At 48.4% G+C, this 13,220-nt stretch carries 10 protein-coding genes and 1 tRNA gene; 2 read left to right on the forward strand and 9 right to left on the reverse strand.

Translation table 11 applies throughout. The features are described 5' to 3' along the window. Positions 1 to 5: 5 nt before the first annotated feature. Genes glpC through glpA form a run of 3 tightly spaced genes read right to left on the reverse strand, consistent with a single transcriptional unit; the run spans position 6 to position 4,220 of the window. A complete protein-coding gene (glpC, locus tag AC6R0L_RS10920; protein WP_500629156.1) occupies positions 6 to 1,241 on the reverse strand; it encodes an anaerobic glycerol-3-phosphate dehydrogenase subunit GlpC in 1,236 nt (411 codons plus the stop codon). Beyond that, entirely contained in the window at positions 1,238 to 2,578 is a 1,341-nt protein-coding gene (gene glpB, locus AC6R0L_RS10925; RefSeq protein ID WP_500629157.1) for a glycerol-3-phosphate dehydrogenase subunit GlpB, read from the reverse strand. Before glpB ends, glpC begins: the two co-directional genes overlap by 4 nt. Next, positions 2,565 to 4,220, reverse strand: a complete 1,656-nt coding sequence (glpA, locus tag AC6R0L_RS10930; RefSeq protein ID WP_500629158.1) for an anaerobic glycerol-3-phosphate dehydrogenase subunit A — start codon at positions 4,218 to 4,220, stop codon at positions 2,565 to 2,567. Before glpA ends, glpB begins: the two co-directional genes overlap by 14 nt. A gap of 423 nt (positions 4,221 to 4,643) precedes the next feature. On the opposite strand from glpA, the gene AC6R0L_RS10935 reads away from it, so the two are divergent. Continuing rightward, a complete protein-coding gene (locus tag AC6R0L_RS10935; RefSeq protein ID WP_500629159.1) occupies positions 4,644 to 5,501 on the forward strand; it encodes an MIP/aquaporin family protein in 858 nt (285 codons plus the stop codon). A 72-nt stretch (positions 5,502 to 5,573) separates the two neighbouring features. Continuing rightward, the gene (glpK, locus tag AC6R0L_RS10940; RefSeq protein ID WP_334552131.1) at positions 5,574 to 7,082 is read left to right on the forward strand and encodes a glycerol kinase GlpK; all 1,509 of its coding nucleotides are present in this window, start codon (positions 5,574 to 5,576) and stop codon (positions 7,080 to 7,082) included. A gap of 48 nt (positions 7,083 to 7,130) precedes the next feature. Here the strand turns inward: glpK and AC6R0L_RS10945 are convergent, their stop codons facing one another. From AC6R0L_RS10945 to AC6R0L_RS10970, 6 genes are all read right to left on the reverse strand, one after another. Then, on the reverse strand, positions 7,131 to 9,527 hold the full coding sequence (locus tag AC6R0L_RS10945) for a hypothetical protein (RefSeq protein ID WP_500629160.1): 2,397 nt from the start codon (positions 9,525 to 9,527) through the stop codon (positions 7,131 to 7,133). Positions 9,528 to 9,551: 24 nt separating this feature from the next. Beyond that, positions 9,552 to 10,214: a fimbrial biogenesis chaperone gene (locus AC6R0L_RS10950; RefSeq protein WP_334552133.1), complete on the reverse strand. Its 663-nt coding sequence runs from the start codon at positions 10,212 to 10,214 to the stop codon at positions 9,552 to 9,554. A gap of 54 nt (positions 10,215 to 10,268) precedes the next feature. Continuing rightward, positions 10,269 to 10,814: a hypothetical protein gene (locus AC6R0L_RS10955; protein WP_500629161.1), complete on the reverse strand. Its 546-nt coding sequence runs from the start codon at positions 10,812 to 10,814 to the stop codon at positions 10,269 to 10,271. A 284-nt stretch (positions 10,815 to 11,098) separates the two neighbouring features. Next, positions 11,099 to 11,740, reverse strand: a complete 642-nt coding sequence (locus tag AC6R0L_RS10960) for a LuxR C-terminal-related transcriptional regulator (RefSeq protein ID WP_487902202.1) — start codon at positions 11,738 to 11,740, stop codon at positions 11,099 to 11,101. 503 nt (positions 11,741 to 12,243) lie between these two features. Further along, positions 12,244 to 12,720 carry a GNAT family N-acetyltransferase gene (locus tag AC6R0L_RS10965; RefSeq protein WP_500629162.1) on the reverse strand — a complete coding sequence of 159 codons (477 nt, stop codon included), beginning with the start codon at positions 12,718 to 12,720 and terminating at the stop codon, positions 12,244 to 12,246. A gap of 113 nt (positions 12,721 to 12,833) precedes the next feature. Continuing rightward, positions 12,834 to 12,924, reverse strand: a tRNA-Ser gene (locus AC6R0L_RS10970). Positions 12,925 to 13,220: the final 296 nt, after the last annotated feature.

Here is a 13,220-nt window from a genome sequence, read left to right on the forward strand (position 1 = left end):
CGTCTTTAATTGTTTGGATAAGGAGATTGAGACTCAAGCGCCATCGCCAACAACGTCATTGGATGGTGACACGCGAGGGAAGTATTTTCTTCAATCTGCCATTTACACGCCTCACAGTCGGTTATCGCGTAGTCCGCACCGGATTCTTCCATCGCCGCAAATAAAGGCGCCCCTATCGCCATTGAGGTGGCGTAATTTTCCGATTTGAATCCATAAGTACCCGCTAATCCGCAGCACTGACTGTCTAACACTATCACAGTTAGACCGGGGATCCGTTTAAGCAGTTCGATGGTAAAAAGATGCTCACCACTCCGCTCAAGGTGGCACGGCGTGTGGTACACCACCACTTTGTTTAATGGTTTGAGTGTCGGCCCCTCGCCTTGCTCAAACGCGCGCAGCAAAAAACGACTGAAAAAATGCACGTCGTTGACAATGGCATCATTCTCAACCCCTAGCACGTGAGGGTACTCTTCTTTCAATGCTAAACAGCAACTGGATGACGTTGAGATCACGCCGTGGCTGGAGCCATGTAACGCAGCGGTCATCTGCTCAACGTTGGTTCGCGCGTTTTTGCGCGCTTTATCTAAAAAACCATTGGCAATCAAAGGTACGCCACAGCACTTTTCTTTATCGAGTAAGGTCACGCCATAATTCATCGCATTCAGGACCTCGACCACATCTTTGCCCAGTTGCGGATGGTTGTAATTGACATAGCAGCCGTGAAAATAGCTCACATGTCGGGAAAACTTTGCTTGGGACGACTTGTGCTTTTTAAACCATGCGCGAAACGTGCCTTGGGCATATTTAGGTAAGGACTTGTGGTGATCCACCCCTAAGGTTTTGTCCAAAATGGTTTTGACTGGAATCAGTTGCGTCATCTTGTTGACAACGTGTCCCATCGGCGTGGCCAGTGAACCGAACAAGTCGGTGTGGCTGAGCACATAATCACGTACGGTTTTGGGGCTAAGCGTTTTTTTCCCTAAGGAGCCTTTGGCGTTCGCGATCAAATCACCAATGCGCACCCCAGAAGGACAAGCGGTTTCGCAACGCTTGCAGTTGGTGCACATCGACAGGGCCTCATCATAGTAATCTGGGCTTTTGATGCGCAAGCGTTCGCCATCCGGGCCACACTGTTTCGGGCCGGGGTAAAAAGGGTTGGTCTTGGCGACCGGGCAATACACGGTGCACACCGTGCATTTGATGCAGTTTTCAAAAGACAATTGACCAACTTGAGCGTTCATACCTCAACCTCCTCTTTAAAAGCTGCGTGTTGATGGCTCTTTGCGATTGCAGTGGCTGCGTGATAAGCGGTGCTGATGGCGACGCCGCCCCCGCAACCTTGCTTAATCGGATCAAAGCCCTGCAACAGAGCGCCAACGCAACGCACGTTGCGCACCGTCTCGCCATTCAGTAGAGGGGAAAAATCGGCATTGCTCTTGACGCCAAACGCCAAGAAAGGTTGGGAGTCGGCAGCAAAAAACGCGTCATTGGCCCAGTGGTCACGCTCGTCATCGGCACTGACGTCAAAGTGAAAACGCGGCTCCTGCACGGCGTCTCTCTCAGCCACCAGTCCACCACTAAAGAAACTGCCGGTCGCCATAATATAGTGAGCCGCACGCAATGGCGTCTTGCACATCTTCTCGGTATAAATCTGCTCCAGCTGATATCCCGATTCCGACTCGATGAGCTCGCCGCCAACCACGCTGTCACCTTTGAGCACCACGCCCCCCAACTCACGAACCGCGCGAGTCAAACACTCTTCAATGCGTATGCCCATCAACGATGGTGGCATGGTCGCCACTTCAAATAACTGTCGCTGTGTCTGCGCTCTCAGCTGTTCAAGGAGGATGAGCCCATCGCCATTTCCGAGCACGGCAGGTATCACCACGGCATCATCCGCTTGAGACACACGTAAAAGTTGGTGAGCGAATTCGTTCAGGACGTGGGGCTGTCGCAATAAGCGCGATAAATCAATAGAGCGCAGATCGCCACATTGACGGCCAAACCCACGCAGCGAAGGCAGGTCTACAGTGATACTGCGGATGGTTTTGCCTGTGAACATCGGTTGCTGCGCAAGGTAATCACAAGTCATGTTAGGGTGAAAATCTCGAAAGCCCGCTATCGAGACCACAGTAATTCGGTGAAAAGCGCTGAGCGCTGACCCATCAAAATCCGTACACAACGCATAAGGCTGAGAAAACCACGTCGGTTTAAGCGTACCCACCGTTGTGAGTCTCAAGTGGTTTTCTTCTTGACCTAAGGTGCGCATCGGCAAGCCTTGCTCAGCCATCATAGCGCCGAACCATTGCATCGCTTGTCGCACTTTGTCTGCGCCTAATTTAGCGTAGGGATGCATTGGGCAAGCTTGCGTCAGTTCGTCTATCGCGGGGTACGGTAAGCGCACCGCCTGCCCCGTCACTGGCGAGTGGGCGAGCAGATCAATCGAGCCTGATGAAAAATGCATCGCACTTTGCCCACTAGAGACCACCGCTGTCTTAAGGCCCAATTGCAAACAGCGCAGTGCAGCACTTAGACCGGATAGTCCTGCGCCCATCACAACCACATCATAATTGAGCATCTGTCGCCTCCTCATTGCGGGTTAACTGTGCGTTAAAGTCGGTGGGTTCGATACCCAATAGGCCCTGGTAGACCCAATAACTGAACTCGGCCTCACGCAGCGCATCTCCCCATAAAATCGGTTTCACCCCTTTCCAGCGCTCTTCAAGAAACTCGACCAACAGCTCACCTGATTCTATTCCGCTACATTGGGTAAACTCATCGAAAAGACCCGCCGCGCGGTAGGTGCAAAGCTCCCCTTGGCAGGGTCCCATTCCAAGACGCGTCCGGCGGCGAAGATCCGTTAGGTTGTGAACATCAAGCTCTTTAATCGCGTATTCGATTTCGCCACTGGTGACCATTTCACACTCACATATCACACTTTGGCTTTGCGGGGTTTTCTTGAGATAGCTGATAACGCGTTGACCGTGGCGATCCACCGCGGCTAATTCTGCCGGTTTGGCCTGCAATGCATGGCGACGCTTAGCGGTTTGAGGAGGTTCAGAGCCGGGCAGCGGACGGCGGTGAGTGTCACACTCCGCCACATGACCTAATTTAGTGGCAATCAAATCCGTGGTCATTTGTGCCATTAAACGGTAGGTCATCAACTTACCACCGGTAATGGTCGTGAAGCCTTTTAGGCCGTCGCGACTTTCATGGTCCACCAACACAATACCACGGCTGATATTTCGGCCACTGCCATTGTCATCCAAGGAAACCAAAGGACGCACCCCCGCATAAGCGCGCAGTACACGACTGTGCGCCATGATCGGCGCAAGTTTCGCCCCTTCTTCTAACAGCAAATCCACTTCTTTGGCGCTCACTTCTAGGCGATCGATCTGATCGTAATCAATGTGCTCTGACGTAGTGCCGATGAGCGAAATCGTATCAGCGGGGATCAGGATGTCGGCGTCAGCAGGCTGACGACACCGATTCAACACCACATTATTGATACGATAATCGAGCACCAACAGCGAGCCTTTCGCTGGGAACATGGTGATGTTGAGATCGGCGTATTCGCAAATAGTCTGCCCCCAAATGCCCGCAGCATTGACCACCTGATCAGCCCAGATCTCAAAGGACTCGCCCGTGCGTCTATTTTGGCAGCGTACACCCAGCACTTGATCTGCAACTCGAATAAGCGACGTGACCTGAGTATGGGTAAATAAACGCGCGCCGTGATCTTTGGCATCGAGCACATTGGCGGCACACAAACGAAACGGATCCAAAGTGCCATCGGGCACTTGCACCGCGCCGAGCAGGCTTGGATTTGCATTAGGTTCCAGTTTTAGCGCCTCTTTAGCACTGAGAAGTCTTGTCTCTATGTCAGCGGCTTGGCATGCGTCGACAAAGGTTTTTTGGTACTCAAGACCATCTTCTGGCAATGAGATAAATAACCCGCTGCTGTCTTCAACACAATGGCGCGCAATGCGTTTAAGGATCCGATTTTCTTGAATGCACTCTCTCGCCGAATGCGCATCCGTCACCGCATAACGCGCACCGGAATGGAGTAATCCGTGATTGCGCCCCGAGGTGCCCGCAGCCAAATCATCACGCTCGACCAAAATACAATCGATGCCGCGCAACGCGCAGTCACGCATGATCCCTGCTCCCGTTGCGCCGCCGCCAATAATGACCACCTGAGTTTCAAATCGCGTTGCCATCGCCGACTCCCGTTTGTCTATTCTGCTTTTAGTCTCGCACGGTTTATGGCTATCATTTCGAGATCACACTCACAAATGCTCGAACGAACATTAATTGAGTATTTTCACAACTTAGATGGAGTAAGAGAAGAATTGACAGTTTTAATGAACAACTGGTGAATAATCAGGTAAAGCACTAATAATAAAGTACTATAAGCGCGTATTTCTACGTAACCCATGATTAACTATTAGTTAACACCACCAATTAACCATGATATTTATGTGGGATAGATAACAAAAACGAACAAAATAAAAACATTTCCGCTCAAATTAACTTCATATGAGAGCGAAGTACCGTTTCATATCCAACCTTTTCTATACACTCACTCGCGCTCAATCGGTTTTTGTTGTACCGAACCAACATCCAACCTTAAGGACATCATTATGGCTATACGTAAAGATCACACTCTATTAGGGCAGTGTATTGCCGAGTTTATAGGAACCGGATTACTCATTTTCTGGGGGGTGGGCTGCGTGGCAGCGTTAGTACTGACAGGCGCTCAATTTGGTCAGTGGGAAGTGAGCATTGTATGGGGCATGGCGGTCGCTCTGGCGGTGTACTGCACCGCAGGTGTATCGGGCGCGCATATTAACCCAGCGGTGACGATCGCGCTTGCGGCTTTCCATGGGTTTGAAAAACACAAAGTCATCCCCTACATCGGCTCACAAATCGCTGGCGCGTTTTGCGCGGCGGCGCTCATCTATGGCTTATATGGCAATCTGTTCGTCGAATGGGAACTGACTAACGGCATCGCAAGAGACACGCCTGAAGCGCTGGCGACCGCCGGTATTTTCTCCACCTTCCCTAACCCATCGCTCTCCTTTGGCGGCGCGATGGCCGTGGAGTTTTCCATCACCGCCGTGCTGATGTTTGGCATTTTGGCCTTTGGTGATTCCAACAACGGTGGTGAATCTCGCGGAGCGATGGTACCACTATTGATTGGCTTGCTGGTCGCAACGATTGGCGGCTCATTAGGTCCCTTGACCGGCTTTGCGATGAATCCCGCGCGCGATTTTGGTCCTAAGCTGTTCTCTTTCTTAGCGGGCTGGGACTACGCTCTCACTGGCGCGAAAGAGATTCCTTATTTCATCGTCCCCATCATCGCTCCCATCGCTGGCGCCTGCTTTGGCGGTTGGCTGTACCCGAAAGTCATCGGCGCGTACCTCCCCGACGATGGCGGCTGCACCAGCCCAGCGCAATGTGATGATTGCGTCGTTGAAGATAATGAAGTGCACCCATAATGCACGCGGTGCCTCGTCAACTCGACAAGGTCTACCTACAAAAAAGCATAACGTGATAACAAGGATTACCCTATGACTACTCAATATATTGTTGCTCTTGACCAAGGAACTACCAGTTCTCGCGCCGTTGTACTGGATCACGACGCCAACATCGTCAGCGTCGCACAGCGCGAATTCACGCAAATTTATCCCGAAGCCGGCTGGGTAGAACATGACCCACTGGAAATCTATGCCACACAGAGCTCGACACTCATCGAAGCGCTAGGGCAAAAAGGCATCACCTCAGATCAGGTCGCCGCGATTGGTATCACCAATCAGCGTGAAACCACCGTGGTATGGAACAAAGAGACCGGTGCGCCCATCTACAATGCGATTGTCTGGCAATGTCGTCGCACGGCCAACTTGTGCAAAGAGTTGAAGCAACGTTCCGGCCTTGAAAGCTACATCAAAGAGAACACTGGCCTGGTGTTAGACCCCTATTTTTCCGGAACCAAAGTCAAATGGATTCTCGACAATGTTGAAGGCGCCCGCGATCTGGCGAACGAAGGGAAGTTGCTGTTTGGCACCGTTGATACCTGGCTGGTTTGGAAGATGACTCAAGGGCGTGTGCACGTCACCGATTACACCAACGCCTCTCGTACCATGTTGTTTAATATCAACACCCTTGAGTGGGATGAACGCATCTTGCAAGAGTTCAACATTCCCCTATCCATGATGCCTGAGGTGAGACCGTCTTCAGAAGTGTATGGCAAAACTAACATCGGCGGTAAAGGCGGCACTCGCATCCCTATTGCCGGTATCGCTGGCGATCAACAAGCGGCGCTGTTTGGTCAAATGTGTGTCGAGCCCGGCCAAACCAAGAACACCTATGGAACCGGCTGCTTCCTACTGATGAATACCGGTCATGAGAAAGTCACCTCGAAAAATGGCCTCCTCACGACCCTTGCTTGCGGGCCAAAAGGTGAAGTCGCCTACGCACTCGAAGGCTCTGTCTTTATGGGCGGCGCATCGATTCAGTGGCTCAGAGATGAAATGAAATTGCTCGAAGATGCCCACGATTCAGAGTACTTCGCGACCAAAGTAGACTCTTCCAATGGTGTGTATGTGGTGCCGGCGTTTACTGGGTTGGGCGCACCGTATTGGGATGCATATGCTCGCGGCACCATTGTCGGAATGACACGAGGCACAGGTTCGAATCACATCATTCGTGCCACGCTGGAGAGTATCGCCTATCAAAGCCGCGATGTGATTGATGCGATGCAAGCCGATTCTGGCATCAAACTCTCCACACTCCGAGTCGATGGCGGCGCTGTGGCGAACAACTTCTTGATGCAATTCCAAGCTGACATCTTAAACACCCAAGTTCAGCGACCAAAAGTAACCGAAGTGACCGCACTAGGCGCCGCATACTTAGCCGGTATTGCGGTCGGATTCTGGGATGGTTTGGAGGAAGTCTCCAACAAAGCGGAAATCGATCATACCTTTATCCCTCACGATGATCCGGAGAAACGTGAAGCCCGCTACAGTGGTTGGAAACGCGCCGTGCGTGGCGTGCTCGCTTGGTCTGAGGTGGTGAATTAAGCACTAACATTAGCAGCGCACTCATACCGTGTGCGCTGCTCTTGTCTGTTAGTTGGTGTTCACCTGCAATGGTCCCAAATCAATGAAAGTCCCATCCACGACCTGATCTTCTCTGACTTGAACAATCATCTCTTGCGCAGCGCCATCATAAAAGTAGACTCGGTAATGGCCCGGAGGGAGAATATCCAGCTCAAAGCTGCCATCTTCACCGGTAAAAAACGGGTAGGTCTGTGAGGAGTTCTCTTTTTGAAACTCACCGACCAAGTCTACGATGGGCTGTTCATTGCGGTCATAAAATTGGCCGCTCACAAAATAACCACGACTTATCGATAGCTCGTAAGCCGTACCCGATCGCCGATGGCTAATCGATGCAAACTTACTGACCATCAGCTCTTCGTTGAAGTCGAGCTCACTACCGTCAACGTTGATGGTTTTATAACTGCGATTGGCCCCCTCAACTAGCTTATACGACCCTTCTCCCTCTTCTTTAGGAACAATCTTCATCCGACCGTATCGGTCCGTTTTTAACGCGTAGGTGTCTTGAAACTCTTCAGGCAATGAGACTATGGTAAAGCTTCCTGACACGGGTGATGTCCAAACTACCTCGCTGCCCGCCCAAGCCACCGCGGTCTCTGCACCCACTGTCAGGGTTCGGTTTTTGCTGTCTGTGTTTTCATTGCTGGTCGAGTAGCGCGCGTTCCAATCAACCCTATCTCCGTAGATTTTCCCGTACCCATCGAAGCCCTCGTAATCCGTATCATTGAACCTCGCACTGGTGCGCCAGTAATAGTCGGTTTGAAACTGCGATGCGGTCAGTTCATTTTTGTTCACATCGGTACGCGTATCATAAGAGGAGCGCGAATAGACACTGACATTGTTCCAATTCAATGGCAGAGACATCGAAAAATAGACACTGTGGTTGTCTTCACCATAGGCCCGCTCCCAGCGAAAATTCAAGCTGGTACTCAACCGATTAAACCAACGATAACTGGTATTGATCGACGCAGTTTGCTTGACGCTCTCACTATTTTCGAATGCGTTACTCAAAACGAATGATAAATACCCGTTCTGAAGTGGTGTACGGACACCGGAGCTCAACGACACTGTGTGTGTCAAATGTTCGGCAGCCGACGAATCATTCAGTTCGTAGTTCACATTGACACTTTCTAAACTGTCAGCAAGCAACGTATCGGCATAGAAGCTGATATTGCCTTGGTGACTATACACATCCGACTCTTCGAGATAATACCCATCAATGGAAATAAAATAGTCTTTGAGCGCAAAATTGTTGCTCAGCATAAATTTTTTGCGCTCCTCTCTCCACTCAACCTGAGGAGCGCTCGTCCACCAATCAGTCACACCGTAAGACATAATGGCTTGGGCACCCGGTTTATCTCTATCGAGATACTTGAAACCGTCGTCGTCATAGTCTTGTACGACACCCACCACCCATTGCGTTTCCAAATCGCCTTGTAGTATCAGATCAGGACTGTCGACAACATTAAAGAATCGGCGCTGTTCCACACCACTCTGGTCAACATAAACAACTTCGACTTCATTTACCCCCTGTTCCAACGGTAAATCGCGGATGTTGTATTGACCGGCTGCCAACCTCAGCACTCGATAGTCTTCACCATTGATACGAACCGTCACAAGAGATGCCGACTCTAAGGTTAGAGGCACGCTGTTTGGACGATTGAAACTGTTCAAGTATCGGGGCTGATAAGAGTAGGACAAACCAAATAAGTCTCCACCCGGTAAAGTGCTAATCGAGGTCTGTGTTTGGTAGTCCCCCAGCTGAAACAAGCCAAAATCATCAGGTAAGTCGTAAGTCAGGCGAGTTTGATTTCGATACCACTGACCTTGCCCATCCCAATGCCGATAACTGTAGCTATGCTGATCTTCCAGTGTGAAATGACCTAACGCGATAGCGCCTTTTAAAGTCATCAACGTCGATTGATACTCAGTGTCAACCAAGTTTCTAGAATGTGACAGACTGGTGTTGATCACACCGCTAAATAAATTTGGCGTCACGTGCTCAATACCTTGCGGAGGGACATGCGAGCCTCGCATCGTCATAGGTAAATCAATGATCTGTTTTTCTTCGACGGGGATAGCGATAATGATCCTGAGCTCATCGGGTAAATATTGAACCTGCCATCCAAGCGCGGTCAATTGCTTGTTGGTTATCTCGCTGTCAGCGAACTGGCTTCTCAATGACTCTAGTCTCGTGCTGTCTAATGACTGCGCCAGTACCTCGATAAGCTCATCACCGCTGAGCGCCCAATACGTTTCGTTCTCATCATCAAGGTATGCCGTTATTTCATATGGCTTATCGAACACGATCACATCGAGCGGAAATTCCAGCACAGAGCCAGAACTCAACGGCGCTACCAGACTCAGCAGTAGGGCAGCACAAGACCCACACTTCACGCCACGCACCATAGCACTCCTTGCCTCCAATGCGCGTTATTGAAGCAACACTTGCGCTTGGTCGTAGCGCCCTTGCACACGATTGAGTGGGATATGCACTTCACTGTCGGCTAAAACATTAATATCGGGCAGTGTTCCCTCATATTGCGTACTGCCTTGCTGGCTACTGAGCTCTAACTTCCAATCCGTCAGGACGATATGTTTGTTGCCTGCGTTCTTGAGTTGCAGAATGTAGCCCTGCCCTTGCTCAACTAGTGTCGATATCAACTTCGCCTTAGCTTCATCAGGGGTAACGTATAAAGCTGTTGCAAAGTTGTATTTTGTTTTGACTGACTGCTCTTGCTGCTTCGAGACATCAATATCTAGCGATTGAAACAACACACGAAAGGCTTGCTCACTGGTGAGATTTCGCTTACCAAGATACACCACTTTAATCCGCTTCTTCTGCCCCGACTCCAAGATAATCTTGGATGGGAAAGCGCGTAGTAACTTAGTCGCTTCACGTTGCTCTTCGCCATCGAGCGCAATACGGCGTGTCGTCGCGACTATCTCGTAGGCAGCACGCTCAGAGCTAAGATTTTCTAAGGTAAAACTCGCCGATTTTTCTTTTACGCCAAGAGATACAGTTAGTGGCGAGATGTTGAAGTTGGCCAGCACAGGACAAGCCATTAAGATCAATAGAGCGATAAGGTAGCGCATACTATTCCCTCACTGTCTACAAAGATAGGGAGGGTTTCCCCTCCCAACTTCTCGTTATAGCGCAACGAGGTCGAACGTTAGTGTCTCGGTATAAACACCGGAGTAATCAAAAGAGCCCTCTGGGACCAGTTTGATTTTGAAAGTCGTCAATGCGGTACTTGAACCTTCACCTACCTCATATGCATTGCCAGCTATGGGAGCAAAAGCACTACTAAAGCTGTAGTTAAATGGCTGACCGGCTTGAGGTAATTTATCGAGCTTATAAGCCACGGTGCGCTCATGTGCTGAGTCATTGTTTGACAGGTGCCCATTGGTCGCCACAACATTCACTTTGAAGCCACCTGACGCATTACATTTTACTTTACCTGTGATGGATTGGCTGCCATCCCCTAAATCATTCAGCTCGCTCGTTACATATTGTTCACCCACTTCACTGACTGAACCGCCAACGCTTCCATCTTCGTTGGTTGCCCACATACCGATGTTACATTCCTCTGCGACGGTCTTAGAAATCGTGGTTGCTGCAGATTTCATTTCGGCTTGTGCAAGTGAACTGCCAGTCGCAGCAAGAATGGCGACGGTGATTGCTAACTTTTTCATAGTATTTCCCTTTTGTACCTATTCATTTCATTGACGTTTAATTGCGTCTCAAAAGTTACTTCCTTCCTGAGACGTCAATTATCTTAAACAAGAACATCCGTCATCCTAGAACCAAGATAAGAATGATTTGGAGTGTGAGAAATAGGCGTAACAAGGGAGAAAAAGTATGAATAGTTACTCATACTTTTCTCTATTTACGTTGTGGATCGATTCATACTACGCGTATAAAAAAAGCAGCGTCGTTACGCTGCTTTTCGTCCACCTCTAATTTTTATTGCCCTTTTTTAAAGATTTTCTTTCGCCCACATAATTGCCTGTGATCGGTTTTGTGCATCAATTTTTCGAAATATACGATACAAATGGGACTTAATGGTGTGCTCACTGACAAACAGCGTCTCAGCAATGTCGGTATTTGAACCCCCTGACGTCAAGGACTTTAACACTTGCCTTTCGCGTCTCGTCAGAACCATATCATCGCAGTGCAGGCTCTTTTCAATCGGACTTCTCTTCTGCAGATAATCGAGCAAATCATGACACAATTTACGTGATAACCAGCTTTCTCCTCTTGAAATTGCACGTAAGCCTTCACATACGTGTTCAAGTGAATCTGTTGTATAAAACACGGCGCGAAGTTTCTGCCAACGTGCCAATTCACTGGCTCGCGTTTGTGGATCAACATTCAGCAAGACAATGCCAGACACGTTATCCTGGGAATTAAAATGCTTACAGACTTCTATCGGCCACTTCAATTGATAATCAAACATCATGATAGAAGGCTGTATCGATTGATGAAATTGCAGACAGGCACTCGAATCAATAAGCCGAACAGGTTGGTCCGTTTTTTCTGCAATCGTTGCTCTAAAACTTTTATTTTGTAAGCTAGGTTGAGTAACCAAGTTAAGATGTAGCTGACGTTGTTTCATCATTATTTTCATCCATAAATATTTATGAGAAAAACATTGACTCCATTATTGCTAAACCAAAAAGCATGGATTCTGCTTAATCAGCCACATTGTAGACATCAGACTGAACCATTTATTATGAAAGACTGAGTATATAGTGCTCAAACTCTAGTGCGAGTGCCTATTTCTATTTTCATCCCAAAATAAGAGTTGCTCTCATAAACATGACTGGAGTGAACATCAACTTTGAAAAAAGTGATAAATCTAAACTAATTGTAGATTGCACTGAATGGTGACAATAAGGTATACCCTAATGATCACACGGCAACACAATGAAAAATAGAGAGAAGTAAAATCACTTCATACTATTTTCTTAGTCATGAAAATAATAACTTTGTAGAAAAAGCACACTCTGGCGTCACGCTTAGGTCAACTCGAAACTTTTCCCCAGAGCCAAAGGTCACCTTCTATTCTTTCATTTTCGTTATTGAGAAAGCTGGTCACTTCCAACACAATGAACCGAGACATCAAAGAATCAATTCCATTTTGATCAAATCCCAAGACACACCTCCATGCTTTCGTGCACCTTGTTCAAACGCCAGCGTTTCGAAACCAAGGGATTGATAACAGCGGATAGCGGGGTGATTGTGTGCAAACACAACCAGAGAGAGTTTTCGGACCATCAGTGTTGTCGCCGCGTGAATGATCAGCGCCTTAAGCATCTGCTTGGCCACGCCTTGGCCTCTGTGTGAATCACTGACAAACACTCGGCATATACGATAGTGCCCCTCTTCAACAAAAAATAGTTCGGCAACACCAACTCTCTGTTCATCACGTTCATAGAGAAATGGCGTCACTTCTTGACGTTTAATGTGTCTAACGATCTGTCTTTTCGTGAGGGGGAATTGATAGGTAGGCCCGCCCCATTGGTAATTGAGCGAAGAAGAATCGATCCAAGCAATGAGTTGGTCAATGTCACCTTTGTTGAATGGTCTAAGCGGCATGCGTTCCCTTTCCTATCGTACTTACTCTATTCAACATAGAGTGTCTCGAAAAGAAAAACCAGATCCCAGAAACGAAAAAACCGCTGTAAAAACAGCGGTTTTTTCTAGAATAGTGGCGGAGAGATAGGGATTTGAACCCTAGATACGCTATTAACGTATGCCGGTTTTCAAGACCGGTGCTTTCAACCACTCAGCCATCTCTCCGTCGGTGAGGCGTATATTAGGTACTTGGAGAAAGGTTGTAAAGTGCTAATTTGCTTTGAATTGTTCGAGTGATGACAATGTGAGCAAAAACTTTCTCTCTACTGTGATTTTTTAGCCAATTAACGGGTGTCATTGGTTTGAAACACTAGTGTTGTCGCTCTAATTTTAACGAGCTAATAAAATAGTGTTTTATTGTTAATTGTTTGAATTTATTAATTAAAACACTGTTCAGTTAACACATGTGCGCCCGAAAGTATTTGAACAATAATGTGAACTAATTCAAAATTAGAGAATTC

The organism is Vibrio sp. R15-SG3-ISO1A (genome assembly GCF_059833955.1).